This window comes from Streptomyces misionensis, assembly GCF_007896895.1.
Lineage (GTDB): Bacteria > Actinomycetota > Actinomycetes > Streptomycetales > Streptomycetaceae > Streptomyces > Streptomyces misionensis_A.
The window spans coordinates 23,784-38,184 of sequence record NZ_VOGW01000052.1 but is presented as its reverse complement, the minus strand read 5'-3'; the positions used below and the strand labels follow the sequence as shown (position 1 = coordinate 38,184).

The 14,401-nt window shown below is 72.8% G+C and carries 12 protein-coding genes and 1 pseudogene; 8 read left to right on the top strand and 5 right to left on the bottom strand.

Translation table 11 applies throughout. The annotated features are described in order from the left end of the window. Positions 1–115: 115 nt before the first annotated feature. Positions 116–979: a hypothetical protein gene (locus FRZ03_RS09465; RefSeq protein WP_146464728.1), complete on the bottom strand. Its 864-nt coding sequence runs from the start codon at positions 977–979 to the stop codon at positions 116–118. A gap of 111 nt (positions 980–1,090) precedes the next feature. Between FRZ03_RS09465 and FRZ03_RS09460 the strand changes: the two genes are divergently transcribed. Continuing rightward, a complete protein-coding gene (locus FRZ03_RS09460; RefSeq protein WP_146464727.1) occupies positions 1,091–3,442 on the top strand; it encodes an ATP-binding protein in 2,352 nt (783 codons plus the stop codon). Between the two features lie 2 nt (positions 3,443–3,444). Here FRZ03_RS09460 and FRZ03_RS09455 read toward each other — a convergent pair whose 3' ends face one another. Beyond that, positions 3,445–4,512 (bottom strand): P1 family peptidase, encoded by a 1,068-nt coding sequence (locus tag FRZ03_RS09455; protein WP_146464726.1) that lies wholly within the window; start codon positions 4,510–4,512, stop codon positions 3,445–3,447. A 162-nt stretch (positions 4,513–4,674) separates the two neighbouring features. Here FRZ03_RS09455 and FRZ03_RS09450 point away from each other — a divergent pair, with 162 nt between their 5' ends. From FRZ03_RS09450 to FRZ03_RS09420, 7 genes and pseudogenes are all read left to right on the top strand, one after another. Further along, on the top strand, positions 4,675–5,169 hold the full coding sequence (locus FRZ03_RS09450) for a GNAT family N-acetyltransferase (protein ID WP_146464725.1): 495 nt from the start codon (positions 4,675–4,677) through the stop codon (positions 5,167–5,169). A gap of 125 nt (positions 5,170–5,294) precedes the next feature. Beyond that, a pseudogene (locus FRZ03_RS09445) lies at positions 5,295–5,776 on the top strand (transposase family protein); the annotation flags it as partial. A 282-nt stretch (positions 5,777–6,058) separates the two neighbouring features. Next, complete coding sequence (locus FRZ03_RS09440) at positions 6,059–6,475, top strand: SAV_915 family protein (RefSeq protein WP_146464724.1); 417 nt, start codon at positions 6,059–6,061, stop codon at positions 6,473–6,475. Between the two features lie 14 nt (positions 6,476–6,489). Next, positions 6,490–7,824 (top strand): diaminopimelate decarboxylase, encoded by a 1,335-nt coding sequence (gene lysA / locus FRZ03_RS09435; protein WP_146464723.1) that lies wholly within the window; start codon positions 6,490–6,492, stop codon positions 7,822–7,824. 125 nt (positions 7,825–7,949) lie between these two features. After that, entirely contained in the window at positions 7,950–8,663 is a 714-nt protein-coding gene (locus tag FRZ03_RS09430) for a TetR/AcrR family transcriptional regulator (protein WP_146464722.1), read from the top strand. 224 nt (positions 8,664–8,887) lie between these two features. Beyond that, complete coding sequence (locus FRZ03_RS09425; protein WP_146464721.1) at positions 8,888–10,045, top strand: FAD-dependent oxidoreductase; 1,158 nt, start codon at positions 8,888–8,890, stop codon at positions 10,043–10,045. A 58-nt stretch (positions 10,046–10,103) separates the two neighbouring features. Then, the gene (locus tag FRZ03_RS09420) at positions 10,104–10,553 is read left to right on the top strand and encodes a DNA-binding protein (protein ID WP_146464720.1); all 450 of its coding nucleotides are present in this window, start codon (positions 10,104–10,106) and stop codon (positions 10,551–10,553) included. Between the two features lie 28 nt (positions 10,554–10,581). Here the strand turns inward: FRZ03_RS09420 and FRZ03_RS09415 are convergent, their stop codons facing one another. The 3 genes from FRZ03_RS09415 to FRZ03_RS09405 form a co-directional block, all read right to left on the bottom strand. After that, on the bottom strand, positions 10,582–11,376 hold the full coding sequence (locus tag FRZ03_RS09415) for an SDR family NAD(P)-dependent oxidoreductase (RefSeq protein WP_146464719.1): 795 nt from the start codon (positions 11,374–11,376) through the stop codon (positions 10,582–10,584). A 224-nt stretch (positions 11,377–11,600) separates the two neighbouring features. Next, the gene (locus FRZ03_RS09410) at positions 11,601–13,604 is read right to left on the bottom strand and encodes a glycosyltransferase family 4 protein (protein ID WP_261398781.1); all 2,004 of its coding nucleotides are present in this window, start codon (positions 13,602–13,604) and stop codon (positions 11,601–11,603) included. A gap of 275 nt (positions 13,605–13,879) precedes the next feature. Beyond that, on the bottom strand, positions 13,880–14,245 hold the full coding sequence (locus tag FRZ03_RS09405) for a hypothetical protein (protein WP_186785318.1): 366 nt from the start codon (positions 14,243–14,245) through the stop codon (positions 13,880–13,882). Positions 14,246–14,401: the final 156 nt, after the last annotated feature.

Genomic DNA, 14,401 nt, shown 5'->3' with positions numbered 1-14,401 from the left:
CCGCGGCAAGGCGCGTTCCTGACCGAGGGGCCCCTCGCGGCTCGCCCTCTCAAAGGGCCCCGATGTCCACGCGGCCCCCGCCGGCAGGACCGGGCCGAGGAGCACACCCGGCGCCTCACCCCGCCAGTGCGACCCCCTCGTCCAGCAGCCTCTGGAGCGCGACGTAGTCGGTGCCGGGGCGCAGGTGGAGGCTGAAGACCTTGAGCAGGTCCCCCTCGGTGCCGTACCCCGCCTTGGTGGCGCGCGGCGCCCCGCCGACGTGCGCCGCGAGCCCGGCCACCCGCAGCTCCACACCGTCCTTCGGGCTCGCCGCGACGAACTCGATCCGGGACCACTCCACCGGCTCGGGGAACGGCGCGATCGTCATCCCCGCGCGGGTGAACGTCAGCGGCCCCAGCACCACTTCGCCACCGGAGCGCAGCTCGGCGAGGTGCCGCTCCCCGAGGGCCGCGCCGACCCGCTGGGTGGCCACCTCGACGAAGCTCTCGGCAGTGCCCCGCGCCGCCCCGCGGAAGTAGAGCGCGCCGAGGCTCGCCCCGGGGACCGACGCGAAGAAGTCCTTCGCCTCGACCCGGATGCGGCGCCCGCTGTACGGCACGATCACCGTCTTGAAGTAGTCGTGCGAGCGGGAGAAGTTCACGGACACCTCGACGTGGGTCGTTTTGACCGACGCGATCTCCTGCCACGTGAAGGCACGGCTCGGTCCGCCCCGGCGCCCGATCCGGAAGCCCCCCTCGTGCAGTTCGATCCGCTTCCGGGCGTGCCACACCATGAACGCCACCGACAGCACCATCACCGCGACCGTCACCGCGAGCCCCAGCCACAAGGACGCGTCCGCCGACTGCTTGCTCCACACGACGCACTCGGCGATGAAGCAGAGCACCGCCACCGTCATCAGCTGGAGGGGACGGCGCGGCATGGTCCCCCGATAGACCGTCACCAACTCGCCCAGCCGCTCCGCCTGTTCCTGCCCCGTCACCACGTCCACCTCGCACGATCCCGACACTGTCCGGTGACGAGTCTCGAAGCGGCCGTCCCGGCACCGACAGGGGAGAAATACTCAAAGCCCGGGACCGCTACATTGATGCGGATGAGCACGCGGGCAAGGGTGAGGACGGGCGGCGGCCCCGGCGCGGAGGCGACCACGCTGATCGGCCGGCGTGCCGAGATCGCCCGGGTCAGACGGCTGCTGTCGACGGCCCGCCTGATCACCCTCACCGGCGTCGGCGGCGTCGGCAAGACCAGGCTCGCCCTGCGGGTCGCCCGTGACGTCGAGGGCGGCTTCCCCGACGGTGTGCACACCGTCGAGTTCGCGGGCCTGCGGGAGGCCGGGCTGCTGGCCCAGACCGTCGCCACCGCCCTCGGCCTGGCCCACCCGGGACGGGACGGATCCGACGGCACGGACGCGGTGGCCGCCCATCTGCGCGACAGACAGGCCCTGTTGGTCCTCGACAACTGCGAACACCTCGTCGACGCCTGCGCCCGGCTCGCCGACACACTGCTGCGCGCCGCACCCGGCCTGCGCATCCTGACGACCAGCCGCCACACCCTGGGCATCACCGCGGAGCACGTCTTCCCCGTCGAGCCGCTGGCCGTCGTGGACCCCGACGCGCACCACTCGCCCGGCGAACTCCTCGGCTGCCCGGCCGTCGCCCTGTTCGCCGCACGCGGCGCCGCCGTGCGGCCCGGATTCACCGTCACCGACGACAACGCCGAAACGGTGGCCCGGCTGGTGCACCGCCTGGACGGACTGCCCTTCGCGATCGAACTGGCCGCCGCCCGGCTGCGGGCCCTCACCCCCCAGGAGATCCTCGACCGGCTCACCGACCGCTTCGCGCTCCTGACCACGGGCAGCCGCACCGCCGCGGCCCGGCAACGCACCCTGCGCGAACTCATCGACTGGAGCCACGCCCTGTGCACCGACCGGGAACGCGCGCTGTGGGCCCGGGCCTCGGTGTTCTCCGGCGGCTTCGACCTGGAGGGCGTCGAGGGCGTCTGCGCCGGCGACGACCTGCCCGCCGCGGAGGTGCTCGACGTACTCGACGGCCTGGTGGAGAAGTCCATCCTGACGCACCGCCAGCACGACGGCCGCTCCCGCTACCACATGCTGGAGACCGTTCGGGAGTACGGCCGCGAACGCCTCGCCGAGTCGGGGCACCGGGCCGCGCTGCGCCGCCGCCACCGCGACCACTGCCTCCGCCTCACCCGGCGTGCCCAGGAGGAGTGGTTCGGGCCGCGGCAGGTGGAGTGGTTCACCCGGCTGCGGCTCGACCACGCCAATCTGCGCACGGCACTGGAGTACTGCCTTCAGACGCCCGGGGAGACCGCGGCCGGCCTGGCCATGGCGATCGCGCCCCGGCACTACTGGATCAGGGCCGGCTCGCTCGCCGAGGGCCGCCGCTGGCTCGCCCGCCTGCTGGCCACCGCGGACGACGACACCGGCCCGCTGCGCACACACGCGCTGGCCACCTACGCCTACCTCGGCATCCTCCAGGGCCGGCCCGACACCGAGACGCTCGCCGTGCTGAGCGACTGCGCGCTGCTCGCCGAACGCCACGGCGACGGACTCGCCACGGCATGGATCCGCCACCACCGCGGCATGCTCGCCACCTGGCGCGGCGACCACACGAGCGCCGCCGACTCCTTCGAACGGGCCCGTACGGCCTTCCGCGCGGCCGGGCTCCTCGACGCCGAGGTGGAGTGCACGGTCAAGCAGGCCATCGTGCACGCCTACGGGGGCGACGCGGAACGGGCCGCGCGGCTGTGCCACGAGGCGACGACGGTCACGGAGGCGTACGGCGAGGCCTGGCTGCGGGGGCTCGCCCTCTTCGCCGGCGCTCTGCTCGCCCGGCGGACCGGCGAGCCACGGGAGGCGGCCGCGCTGGCCCGCCGCGCCATCCGGCTGATCCGCCCGTTCCACGACTGGTGGGACATCGCCATGTGTGTGGAGGTCATCGCCTGGAGCAGCGCGGCCGACCCCCGGCGGGCGGCCAGACTGCTGGGGGTGCTGCACCTGCTGTGGGAGTCGATCGGGGTGGCTCTCAGCACGGCGCCGTTCATGCGCGAGGAGCACCGCCGCTTCGAGGAGGGGGTGCGCGCGGCGCTCACCGCCGCCGAGTACGACCGGGCCTTCCGGCGCGGCGCCGACGCCACGGTGGACCAGGCGCTGGCCTTCGTCCTGGACGACACCCCGCCCGCGTCCACGGCCGGGTCCCGCCCCGCCGCGGACGCCGCGCCGTTGACGCGGCGGGAGTGGCAGGTCGCCGACCTGGTCGCGGCAGGGCTCACCAACAAGCAGATAGCCGCCCATCTGGTGATCGCCCAGCGCACCGCCGAGAACCACGTCGAACGGATCCGCGCGAAACTGGGCCTTGCCTCCCGCTCCCAACTGGCCGTCTGGGCCCACGAGAGACGACAGGAGGGCGCCGCGCGCACCCGGTGACCTCACGCCCCGGACGACGTGCCGCCGAGGACGTCGAGCAGCCGGTCCGCGGGCAGCGCCGGGAGGGTGTGGCCGGCGAACCCCGTGGTCGTCGTCGCGGCGAGCAGGGAGTTGAGCACCGCTTCCTCGACCGCGTCCAGAACGGCCTCGAACAGCGGCCCCAGGTCGGCGTCCGCCGGCGGGGCACCGGCCGCGGGCCGGGTGCCGAAGGCGAGGGCGTAGTCGCCGCTGCCGTGGCCGTAGGCGGCGCCCGTGCGGGCCAGCGCGAACACCGCCCGGCGTGCGACGCGGGTGAGCTGCCGGGCGTCGAGCGGGGCGTCCGTGGCCACCACGATCATGCACGAGCCGTGCTCCGCGACCGGGCCCGTGCCGCCGGTCAGGCCGAGCGATCGCGGGGTGACCGTGCGGCCGAGCACCCGCAGCGTGCCACCGAAGTTCGCCTGCACCAGGGCCCCGGCCGTGTACCGCCGACCCGCCAGCTCCGGGGTGCGCGAGGCGGTGCCGATGCCCGCCTTGAAGCCGAGCGCACCGGTGCCGGTGCCCGCGCCGACACAGCCCTCGGCCACCGGACCGCCGGACGCCTGGTCGAGGGCGGCCCGCACATGCTCCTCCCGCACCGGCCGGGAGCGGATGTCGGACAGGAAGCCGTCGTTGCACTCGCCCACGACCGGATTGAGGCTGCGCACCTCGGCGCATTCCGGCCGTTCGAGCATCCACCCGACGACGGCGTCGGCGACGCGGAACGCCGACAAGGTGGAGGTCAGCAGCACCGGGGTCTCCAGCGTGCCCAGCTCGGTCAGCTGGGTGGTGCCGATCAGCTTGCCGTAGCCGTTGCCGGTGAACACCCCGGCGGGCAGCGGGTCACGGGGGCCGACCGCATCGGGCACGACGGCGGTCACCCCGCTGTGCACGTCGGGGGGCCGGCGGACGGTGGCATGCCCGACCCGCACGCCCGGCACATCGGTGATCGCGTCGAGGGGTCCGGGGGCGAACTCCCCGATGACGATGCCGAGATCACGGGCCCGGGGCCGGGCGGCCCGCGCTGACCCGAGGTGAGCCATGGGTTCCATACGGCCGCACGCTACCGGCCGCGACGGCGTGACGTCGTTGATAGGGTGCCGCACGATCCAGCGCCGGCGGGCCGCCCGGACCGACCGTGAGGGCCCCGCCGTGAGAGACCGACCGTGAGAGACCGACCGTGAGAGACCAGCCGTGAGAAGAGAGCGTCCCTGATGACGTCCCGCCCGCACCACGCCACCACCACGGACCCGGACGGCTTCCGTCTGCGCCTGGCGCAACCGGCCGACGCCGCCGCCATCACCGCGGTCTTCCTCGCCTCGCGCGCCGCGGCCCTGCCGTACCTGCCCCGGCTTTACAGCGACGAGCAGACCCACGCCTTCATCGAGGCCGTCGTCCTGCCCTCCTGCGCCGTCTGGGTCGCCGAACTGGGCGACCCCGCGCGGATCGTGGGCTTCGCCGCTCTCGACAAGACCGTCCTCGACCACCTCTACCTGCACCCGGACGTACGGCGGCGCGGCATCGGCACGGCCCTGCTGGAGACCGTCAAGGAAGCGTCCCCCGGGGAGCTTTCGCTGCACTGCTTCCAGCGCAACGCGGCCGCCCGCGCCTTCTACGAGCGGCACGGCTTCACCGCCGGGGAGTTCGACGACGGCAGCCGCAACGAGGAGAACGAACCCGATGTGACCTACCACTGGACCGCTCACTGACCCGAACGGCACGCGCCGCCCCGACGAGCCGGCCCCGGAGTCGCCACCGGCGACTGCCGGCCCGTCAGAAGGGCGTCAAGGTTGCCCGCGGCGGCGCCAAGGAACCGCTGACGGCGACGCCGGTCAACCGCGCGGCCGATGCTCCGGACCGGACGTGGATCGTGGACGGCACCCCGATCCCGGTCCGCGACCGCGGCGTGGGCGCCTCCGTAACTGCCGGTTCTCGGTAAACGTGCAGGTCATCGTCGACGCGGAGACTCGCCTCGTGGTGGCGGCCGCCCGGCCTGTGCCCGGCAATACCGCGGATGCCAGGGCATGGCGGGACTCCGGTCTGGCCGAGCACTGCCACGGCGTGACGGTGCTCGGCGACGGCGCCTATACCAACACCGGTCCGGTCATCCCACATCGCAAACGCCCGGGACGAGCGCTGCCGAAGGGCGAGGAAGAGGACGACGCCGCTCACCGCAAGGTCCGCGCACGCGTCGAGCACGTCTTCTCCCGGATGAAGAACTACACGATTCTCCGCGACTGCCGGCAGCGCGGCGACGGCCTCCCTCACGCAGTCCAGGCGGTGGCCCGGATGCACAACCTCGCCCGCGCCGCATGACCGTCAAGCCCAGAGCACGGCTTCGGGCTGCTTGAACACGGCCTTGTACAACACCCTTGAGGAGGGGCCCCGCGGCTCCTCTCGCCCGGAGAAGGGCCGAGGCTCCGCACCACGGGGCGTCAGTATCGCGTCAAGTCCGCACCGGTCCTCGTCAGCGACCCGTCAGGACCGGTCCGCCGGCCGGACCGGCGGCATACGGTCGACCCAGAGCCCCGGTTCGCTTCCTCCGGGCGTCCGGGGCTTTTCCGCTCGTACACACGCTGCCCCTGTGGGAGGCACCCCATGACAGAGCTCCGCTACGCGGACGAACACGGCGACGAGCCCGAGCCCCCTGATCGATCCCCGGCCGGACTCCTGTACGTCCCGGTCCGGCCGGGCTCCTTCGGCTGTGCGACCCGTCTCTTTCGCACACCGCTCGGCGAACACACCGCCGTCGCCTTCACCTCCGCCGGCCGGCTGACCGCCACCCTGGGCCCCGACCAGGCGTGGATCCGGCTGGCGGAACCCGCCCTGCGCACGCTGACCGCGCCCCTCGGCGTCACCACCCTGACGGTGGACCCACAGCTCACCGCCCCCTCGCCGGCCCGGGCGCCGGCACCCCGCCCGCACAGCCGCACCAGCGGCCCGCAGGCCGTCGGCGCGGTCCACATGACCACGGCGGCGGCACTCGTCTCCGTACTGACGAAGTGGATCCGCTGAGAGGGCCGCGCACGATGACCGCCATCCACGAACCCGCCGTCGCGAACGCCATGGACGACCTGTCCCTGTGGCCCGCCTCCACCACCCACGCCGGCCACGGTGATCTGGCCGTGGGCGGTGTCCCGCTCACCGAGATCGCCGAGCGCTTCGGCACTCCCGTCTACGTCATGGACGAGGCCGAGGTCCGCGACCGCTGCCGCACCTACCGGGCCGCCTTCCCCGACGCCGAGATCCTCTACGCGGCCAAGGCGTTCCTGTGCCGTGCCATGGCCCGCTGGGCGGAAGAGGAGGGCCTCGGCCTGGACGTCTGCTCCGCCGGCGAACTCGAACTCGCCGTCACCACCGGCTTCCCGCCCGAACGGATCGTGCTGCACGGCAACGCCAAGACCCCCCGCGACCTGGAGACCGCCCTGCGCCTGGGCGTCGGCCACATCGTGATCGACAGTCCCTCCGAGATCGCCCGGCTGGCCGCCGCCGTCGGCCCGGACGGCCGCCAGAAGGTGATGGTCCGCGTCGTCCCCGGCATCGACGCGGGCGGCCACGCCAAGATCCGCACCGGCACCGAGGACCAGAAGTTCGGCCTCTCCATCCGGGACGGCTACGCCCAGCACGCCATCACCCGCATCCTCGACCAGCCCCAGCTCGAACTGACCGGACTGCACTGCCACTTGGGCTCCCAGATCACCAGCGTCAAGCCCTACCTGGTCGCCGTGCGCCGGATGACCGGACTGATGGCCCGTCTGCACCAGCAGCACGGACTGGTACTCCCCGAACTCGACCTGGGCGGCGGTCACGCCGTCGCCTACCGCCCCGGCGAGCAGGCCCTCGACGTGACCGCGCTGGCCCGCCGGGTACGGGCCGAACTGAGCGGCGCCTGCGCGGCGGCGGGGCTGCCCGTGCCGCGCCTGATCATCGAACCGGGCCGGGCCATCGCCGGTCCGGCCGGGGTCTCCGTCTACCACGTGCTGTCCGTGAAGCACACCGGCGACAGGGTGTTCGTGGCCGTGGACGGCGGCATGAGCGACAACCCCCGCCCGGCCCTGTACGGCGCCGGCTACACCCCACGCCTGATCGGCCGCGCCACGACGGCCGAACGGGCCCGGATGACCGTGGTCGGCCGTCACTGCGAAGCGGGGGACCTCGTCGCCACGGACGTCCCCCTCCCCGCCGACATCCGCCCCGGTGACCTGCTCGCCGTCCCCGTCACCGGTGCCTACCACCACTCCATGGCCTCCGCCTACAACCTGATCGGCCGCCCACCCGTCGTCGCCGTGCACCACGCCCACGCCCGCCTGCTCGTCCGGCGGGAGACCCTGGAGGACATCCGCCGCCGGGACGTGGGCCTCTGACCGGTACGCCTTCCAGGTGACCGCCACCGGGACCGGGTGCGCCCGCCAGGAGGTCCCGGTGGACCGCCTCTCGGCGCGGCCCACCGTGAAACCGGCTCCGCGAACGCGTTCGTTACGATCGCGGTGTGACAGCGAGAAGAGAGCCGCTCAGCCGCCGGGAGCGCCCGGCCAAGCCCGCCCTGTCCCGGCAGTGGATCGTGGACACCGCCGTGCGGATCATGCGTGCCGACGGGCTGGAGAAGGTCACCATGCGCCGTCTGGCACAAGAGCTGGACACGGGTCCGGCTTCGCTGTACGTGTACGTCGCCAACACGGCCGAACTGCACGCGGCCGTGCTGGACGCGCTGCTGGGGGAGGTCGATCTGGTCGGCGAGGCGGCCGGGGACGGTTGGCGCGACCGGCTCCTGGCCGTGCTGACGTCCTACACGCTCGTCCTGTTCGAGCATCCCCAGCTCGCCCGCTCGGCCCTCGTCGCGCGTCCCAGCGGCGAGAACTACCTGCGCCTGGTGGAACGGATCGTCGACCTGCTCTCCCGCAGCGGCGCCTCGCGGGAGCAGGTCGCCTGGGGCGTCGACAAACTGCTCCAGCACGCCACGGCCACCGCCGCCGAGCACGCGACGCAGGAGCACGACCCCGCGGCCGAGGAAGACTGGAACGCCCTCGCCCGAGCACTGCACGCCACCAGCCGGACCACTCATCCGGCGATCAAGGCACACATGCCCGCTCTGCTCAGCGGTTCCGCCGCGGACCGGATGCGCTGGGGCTTCGACGTTCTCCTCAACGGCATCACGCACACACCCGTCCCGGGTGCGGCGGACTCGGCCGAGCCCCTTCAGTGACCCGGTAACCGCACTTCAGTACCGCCGAGACACCGAGACACCGAGACACCGAGACCGGGGTGATCCGTCGCCTCGCCGGGCCGTGCGGTCGCGCCGAGCCGCGACGAACTTGTTCGTGACGAACACGTTCGTTATGTTGGAGGCGTCCGGTCGGCGACTTCACGGCGGAGCCCTCGTGGTGGGCTCCTCCTCGCCTGCGCGCACACCACTTCGGGAGGCCCCTGATGACCACCAGCCACTTCCCTGTCGCGATCATCGGCGCGGGACTCGGCGGCCTGACGGCCGCGCGGCTCCTGCACGTCAACGGAATCGAGGCCGTGATCTTCGAGGCGGAGGCGTCCGCGGCGGTCCGCACCCAGGGCGGCATGCTCGACATCCACGAGGAGGACGGTCAGCAGGCCCTGCGCGCCGCCGGTCTCCATGACGGATTCCGCAAGATCATCCACGCGGGCGGACAGGAGATGCGCCTCGTCGGGCCCGACGGCACCGTCCACCTCTGCCAAGCGGACGACGGCGACCGGGGCCGCCCGGAGGTGGACCGCGGTGACCTGCGCGAGCTGCTGCTGAACTCCCTGCCGGACGGGACGATCCGCTGGAACAGCAAGGTCTCCGGCGCCCGGCCGCTGGGCGACGGACGCCACGAGGTGACCTTCGCCGACGGTTCCGCCATCACCACCGACCTCCTGATCGGAGCCGACGGCGCCTGGTCGCGCATCAGGCCGCTGGTCTCGGACGCCCGGCCCGCCTACACCGGCATCTCCTTCGTGGAGGCCGACCTGCTCGACGCCGACACCCGCCACCCGCGCAGCGCGGCCGTCATCGGCGGCGGGTTCTTCATCTGCCTCGGCGACCGGCGCGGCTTCCTCGGGCACCGGGAGACCGATGGCAGCCTCCACGTCTACACCGCGCTCAGGGCCGACGAGGACTGGCTCGACTCGATCGACTTCGGCGACCCCGCGGCCGCGAAGGCGGCGGTCCTCGCGCACTTCGAGGGCTGGCACGAGGACCTGCGGGGGCTCGTCGCCGACGCCGACGGCGCGCTCACTCCCCGCCGTATCCACGCCCTGCCCGTAGGGCACCGCTGGGACCGGGTCCCGGGGGTGACCCTGCTGGGCGACGCCGCCCACCTGATGTCTCCCTTCGCCGGCGAGGGCGCCAACCTGGCGATGTTCGACGGCGCGGAACTCGGCCAGGCGATCGCCGCCCACCCCGGCGACACCGAAGCCGCCCTCACGGCGTACGAGGAGGCCCTCTTCCCGCGCGCCGAGGCGTCCGCCACCGGGTCCGCGGCCAGCCTGGACACCATGTTCGGCGAGGACGGCCTGGAAAGGATGGTCGCCTTCTTCCACGGCGGACCGACAGGTGCGGAGCCGCTGGCTTGAACTACTTGTTCAACACGAGTTGTTGACGCCGTCTCATGAGTTCCGGCATCCTCGTCCCATGTCATCGACTTCCGACCGGCACACCGACCCCTTCACGCCGCCACAGCCCGAGCAGGCGCGCGCGGCTCGCGTCTACGCGTCCCTGATGCGCATCGCCGAGCGGCACGCGGCCACCGACGCGCAGCGCCGCCGCCAGACCCACCCGGCGGTCCTCGGGCCGCACGAGGCCGTCAGGCTCGTGTCGTTCCTGCTGAGCGGCGCCGCGCACCCGGACGACGGGGAACCGGAGGTGGACCAGGCCGACATCACCGCCGCGCTGAGCCTGGTCCCGCTGGTCAGGGCGGAGATGGACGAACTGGAGACCTCGCTGCTCCAGATGGCGCGCGGGCGCGGCATGACCTGGCAGGAGATCGCCTTCGGCCTCGGGCTGGGCACCCCGCAGGCGGCCAGACAGCGCTACGAACGACTCGCGAGCCGCGCCGCGACCGACGCGGAGGCCTCGTGGTGACAGGAGGGGCGGCCTGCGCGGCCGGGGCTCAGGGAAGGATGGAATCGATGTAGCCGCCGTCGACGCGGACGGCGCCGCCCGTGGTGGCGGAGGCGAGGGGCGAGGCGAGGTAGACGACCATGTTGGCGATCTCCTCGGGCTCGATGAGGCGTTGCAGCAGCGACTGAGGGCGGTACTTGACCATGAACGCGCGCTGCGCCTCGTCCCAAGGCAGCTCCTCGCCGACGAGTTCGCGGACGAACCCCTCCACACCGCCCGTGTGGGTGGGCCCGGCGATGACGGAGTTGACGGTGACTCCGGTGCCGGCGGCGTCCTTGGCGAAGCCCCGGCCGACGGCGAGCAGCGAGGTCTTCGTCATGCCGTAGTGGATCATCTCCGCGGGGATGACCACCGCCGAGTCGCTGGCCAGGTTGAGGACCCGGCCCCAGCCCCGCTCCTTCATGCCGGGCAGGCAGGCGCGGATGAGCCGTACGGCGGACAGGACGTTGACCTCGAAGTAGCGCCGCCACTCCGCGTCGTCGATCTCCAGCGGAGCCGCGGAACCGAAGATGCCCAGGTTGTTGACGAGGATGTCGACCGGCGGCACGGCCTCCAGCACGGCCGCCGTGCCCTGCTCCGTCGCGAGGTCCCCGGCGGCACCGCTGACACGCTCGCTTCCGGAGGCGGCCCGCACGCCGCGGACGGCGTCGGCGACGCGGTCCGCGCCACGGCCGTTGACGACGACGTGCGCGCCCGCGCGGGCGAGACCGACGGCGATGGCGTGGCCGATGCCCTGGGTGGAGCCGGTGACCAGCGCGGTACGGCCGGAGAGATCGATCTGCATCTGCGTTCCCTCGTCGAGGCGGTGGGGGCCGCGGCCGTGACCGCGGACGGAGAGGCCCGGCCGGAAGCGGGGCTCCCGATTCTCTCCGCCACCCGGCTGCCGCCCCACCCGCCCCGCCCCGCGGTTACGCCGGCCGCCGCGCCGATTCCCACGATCGCCCCGCACACCCAGGGCCGTGGGGGCCGCGGGGCCGGGCCCCGCGCCGGTGCGGCGAGGCGGTACCGCTACTTCAGGTCGACGGCGTTGACGGACAGGCCGTTGTCGGCCGCGTAGTACGGCCGGACACGGGCCCGCCCACGCGGCGTGTCCTCGAACACGGTCACGGGGTACACGTACACGTTCTTGCGCTCCCGCACATCGCCGAACCAGCCGGCGACGCGCACCGGCTCGCTCCGGCCCGAGACGCGGACCCGCAGGTCCCACAGGTCCTGCTGCTCGCGGTGGAGCCGGGCGACGGTCTCGCACGTCACGGTGGCGTGCAGCAGCCCGTCCTCGTCACGGTGCCAGACCGGCTCCAGGACGGGGAGGCCGGCTTCACCGCGGTGCCGCAGCTCGAAGCCCTCGATGTCGGCGTCGGTCCCGAACAGCCGTACCGCGACCCGGATCTCGCCGTTGTCGATGTCGATGTCCTGGGCCTCCGCGTGCACGTCGGCCTCGCGGGCGGTCAGCGCCACGAATCCGTCCACGGTCGTGTAGGGGAGCCAGGCCCGCACCGGGGACCGCCGCGGGTCGGGCTGGAATCCCACCAGACCGCGCAGGTCGAGCAGGTCGCTGCGCAGCCGCTTGCGCGGGCCGCGCGCCGGGTCGATCCACAGGTCCCACACCGCGTTCCCCAACTTCAGGGCGGGGTCGAGGGCGGCGCTGACGAGGCCCCGGTCGTCGTGGACCAGCGGCACGCGCAGGGTCGGACGGTCCTCGCCGCCGCGTCTGATCAGCAGCAGCTCCCCCTGGTCGACCGGGGCGGTCGCGGCCATGACGACGCGCAGCGACCCGTCGGAGGCGGCGTGCACGCCGCCGCTCATCCGCGCCGGTGCCTTGGGGGCCGCCGCCCCGGCCGCTTCCACCTGCTTGGCGCGGGGGCGCAGCAGCCGGCTCCAGCGGGAGGCGCGGGCCGGCGACGCGCCGGAGTCGTGCGCGCCGAGGTCGCGGAACAGCTTCTCGTAACGGACGGCGATCGCGGCGGGGTCGAACCGCTCGGCGTTGCGCAGGGCGGCGGCGCCCATCGTGGCCCGGGCCTTGTCGTCGTCGATCAGCCGCAGCAGGCCGTCGGCGATGGAGTGCACGTCGCCCGGCGTGACCAGCAGGCCGTCCTCGCCGTCCCGGATGATCTCGCGGGGGCCGAGCGGGCAGTCGGTGCTCACGACGGGCACGCCGCAGCGCATGGCCTCCACGATGGTCATGCCGAACGACTCGCTGTCGGAGGTCACCGCGGCGATCGAGCCCTTGACCCACTCGGCCTCGATGGGCGAGGCCAGACCCATCAGATGGACCTTGTTGTACAGACCGAGCTCGTTGATCAGGGCGCGCAGCTTGCCGTGCTGGCTGCCGTCGCCGTAGATCCGCAGCTGCCAGTCGGGATGCTTGGCGGCGACCTTGGCGAAGGCCTGCACGAGCAGGTCGTACCGCTTGATGACGGCGAGGCGTCCCGCGGCGACGATGGTCTTGGCGGCGGGGTCGGCGGGGGTCACCGCGGGTGCCGGGACGCTGTTGGGAATGGAGAAGACCGGCAGGCCCGGAATGGCCATGTCCCGCCGGTAGTTCTCGGCGTCGGCCTCGGAGACGGTGACGAACGCGTTCAGCCGCGCGTAGTTCTCCTTGAGGTCCGGCAGCAGCGCCTCCGGGTGCGAGGCGAGCGTGATGTGCTCCTGGCCGATGCTCAGCGTGCGTTCGGCGGCGAAGCGCGCGGCGTACACGTTCAGGCCGGGGCGGGTGCCGATGAGCACGTCGGGGGCGTTCTCGCGGAAGTGGGCGGCCGCCCGCTCGTCGGTCATCGTGCTGTACTGGCGGTAACGGGCCTCGGCGGCCGGGAAGACCTCGGCCGGTACGGCCCGGTCCTTCTCCGGCACCTCACGCGTGTCGATCAGGCTGGTCAGCTTGATCCGCGGGTCCATGGCGAACAGCGGTGCGTCCTTGTGCTGGAAGACCGAGACGATCTCCACCTCGTGGCGCTCGGCCAGGGCGCCGGCGAGGTTGATGGTCGTCCGATTTGTCCCACCCAAACCGTACATATTATGGATAAGAAATGATATTCTCATTTAAATTCTCCTAGTATGAGGCATAGGTGGGGTATGCCAAAGAAGGGGAAAGTGGAATCCGAGAGTCGGCTTAGCGCAAGCTAGTGGAAGTATTTCACGAATTTCACCCGATTTTCACGGAGGGGTCATGAGGGTCATGACGCCGTCCCGGGCCCGGACCCGGAAACGAGAACGGCTCCTTCCCTCGTGGTGAGGGAAGGAGCCGTGCTCTGTCGCCGGACCCGCGCTCTGCGAGGGGCGGGCGGTGGTCAGCGACCCGTGGCAGCCGGGGTGGCCGGCGTCGGGAAGTGCGGCAGGACGTCCTCCGCCAGCTCGTGCAGCAGCTCGTCCACGGGTCGGTCGTTGGGCCGCAGGTTGAACGAGACGTGCGCGACCCCGAGGTCGGCCATCTGCGCCAGGTGGTCGACCAGGGCCTTGTGGCCGGTGCTCAGACCCAGCCGGATGGGGCGCGGCGGGGCGTCCGCGTCCTCCGGCGGATTCAGCACCATGGGAGTGAGGTACGGCTTGCCGCCGTCTCCCGTGAGCTGCTGCCACGTCCGCGTCTTCAGCCACAACGCGCCCAGTTCACGCGGGTGGTCGAGGGAGGCGTCGGCGTTCCCGATCTGACCAAGCACGCCGACGCCTCCCTCCCCCCCCCGCGCGAACTCTGCGCGTTGTGGCTGAAAACTCGGACGTCTCCTCAGCCCCCTGGAGCCGGCTGCCAGACGTACCTCACCCCCACGCTGCTGAAACCGCCGGCGTCCCCCGCCGCCCCGCCGCGCCCCCTCCCG

What these genes read in the sequence shown, in the direction of transcription:
- FRZ03_RS09440 (WP_146464724.1), top strand. Translation starts at nt 6,059, where the DNA reads ATGACAGAGCTCCGCTACGCGGACGAACACGGCGACGAGCCCGAGCCC.
- FRZ03_RS09460 (WP_146464727.1), top strand. Translation starts at nt 1,091, where the DNA reads ATGAGCACGCGGGCAAGGGTGAGGACGGGCGGCGGCCCCGGCGCGGAG.
- FRZ03_RS09455 (WP_146464726.1), bottom strand. Translation starts at nt 4,512, where the DNA reads ATGGAACCCATGGCTCACCTCGGGTCAGCGCGGGCCGCCCGGCCCCGG.
- FRZ03_RS09425 (WP_146464721.1), top strand. Translation starts at nt 8,888, where the DNA reads ATGACCACCAGCCACTTCCCTGTCGCGATCATCGGCGCGGGACTCGGC.
- lysA (WP_146464723.1), top strand. Translation starts at nt 6,490, where the DNA reads ATGACCGCCATCCACGAACCCGCCGTCGCGAACGCCATGGACGACCTG.
- FRZ03_RS09415 (WP_146464719.1), bottom strand. Translation starts at nt 11,376, where the DNA reads ATGCAGATCGATCTCTCCGGCCGTACCGCGCTGGTCACCGGCTCCACC.
- FRZ03_RS09410 (WP_261398781.1), bottom strand. Translation starts at nt 13,604, where the DNA reads ATGTACGGTTTGGGTGGGACAAATCGGACGACCATCAACCTCGCCGGC.
- FRZ03_RS09420 (WP_146464720.1), top strand. Translation starts at nt 10,104, where the DNA reads ATGTCATCGACTTCCGACCGGCACACCGACCCCTTCACGCCGCCACAG.
- FRZ03_RS09450 (WP_146464725.1), top strand. Translation starts at nt 4,675, where the DNA reads ATGACGTCCCGCCCGCACCACGCCACCACCACGGACCCGGACGGCTTC.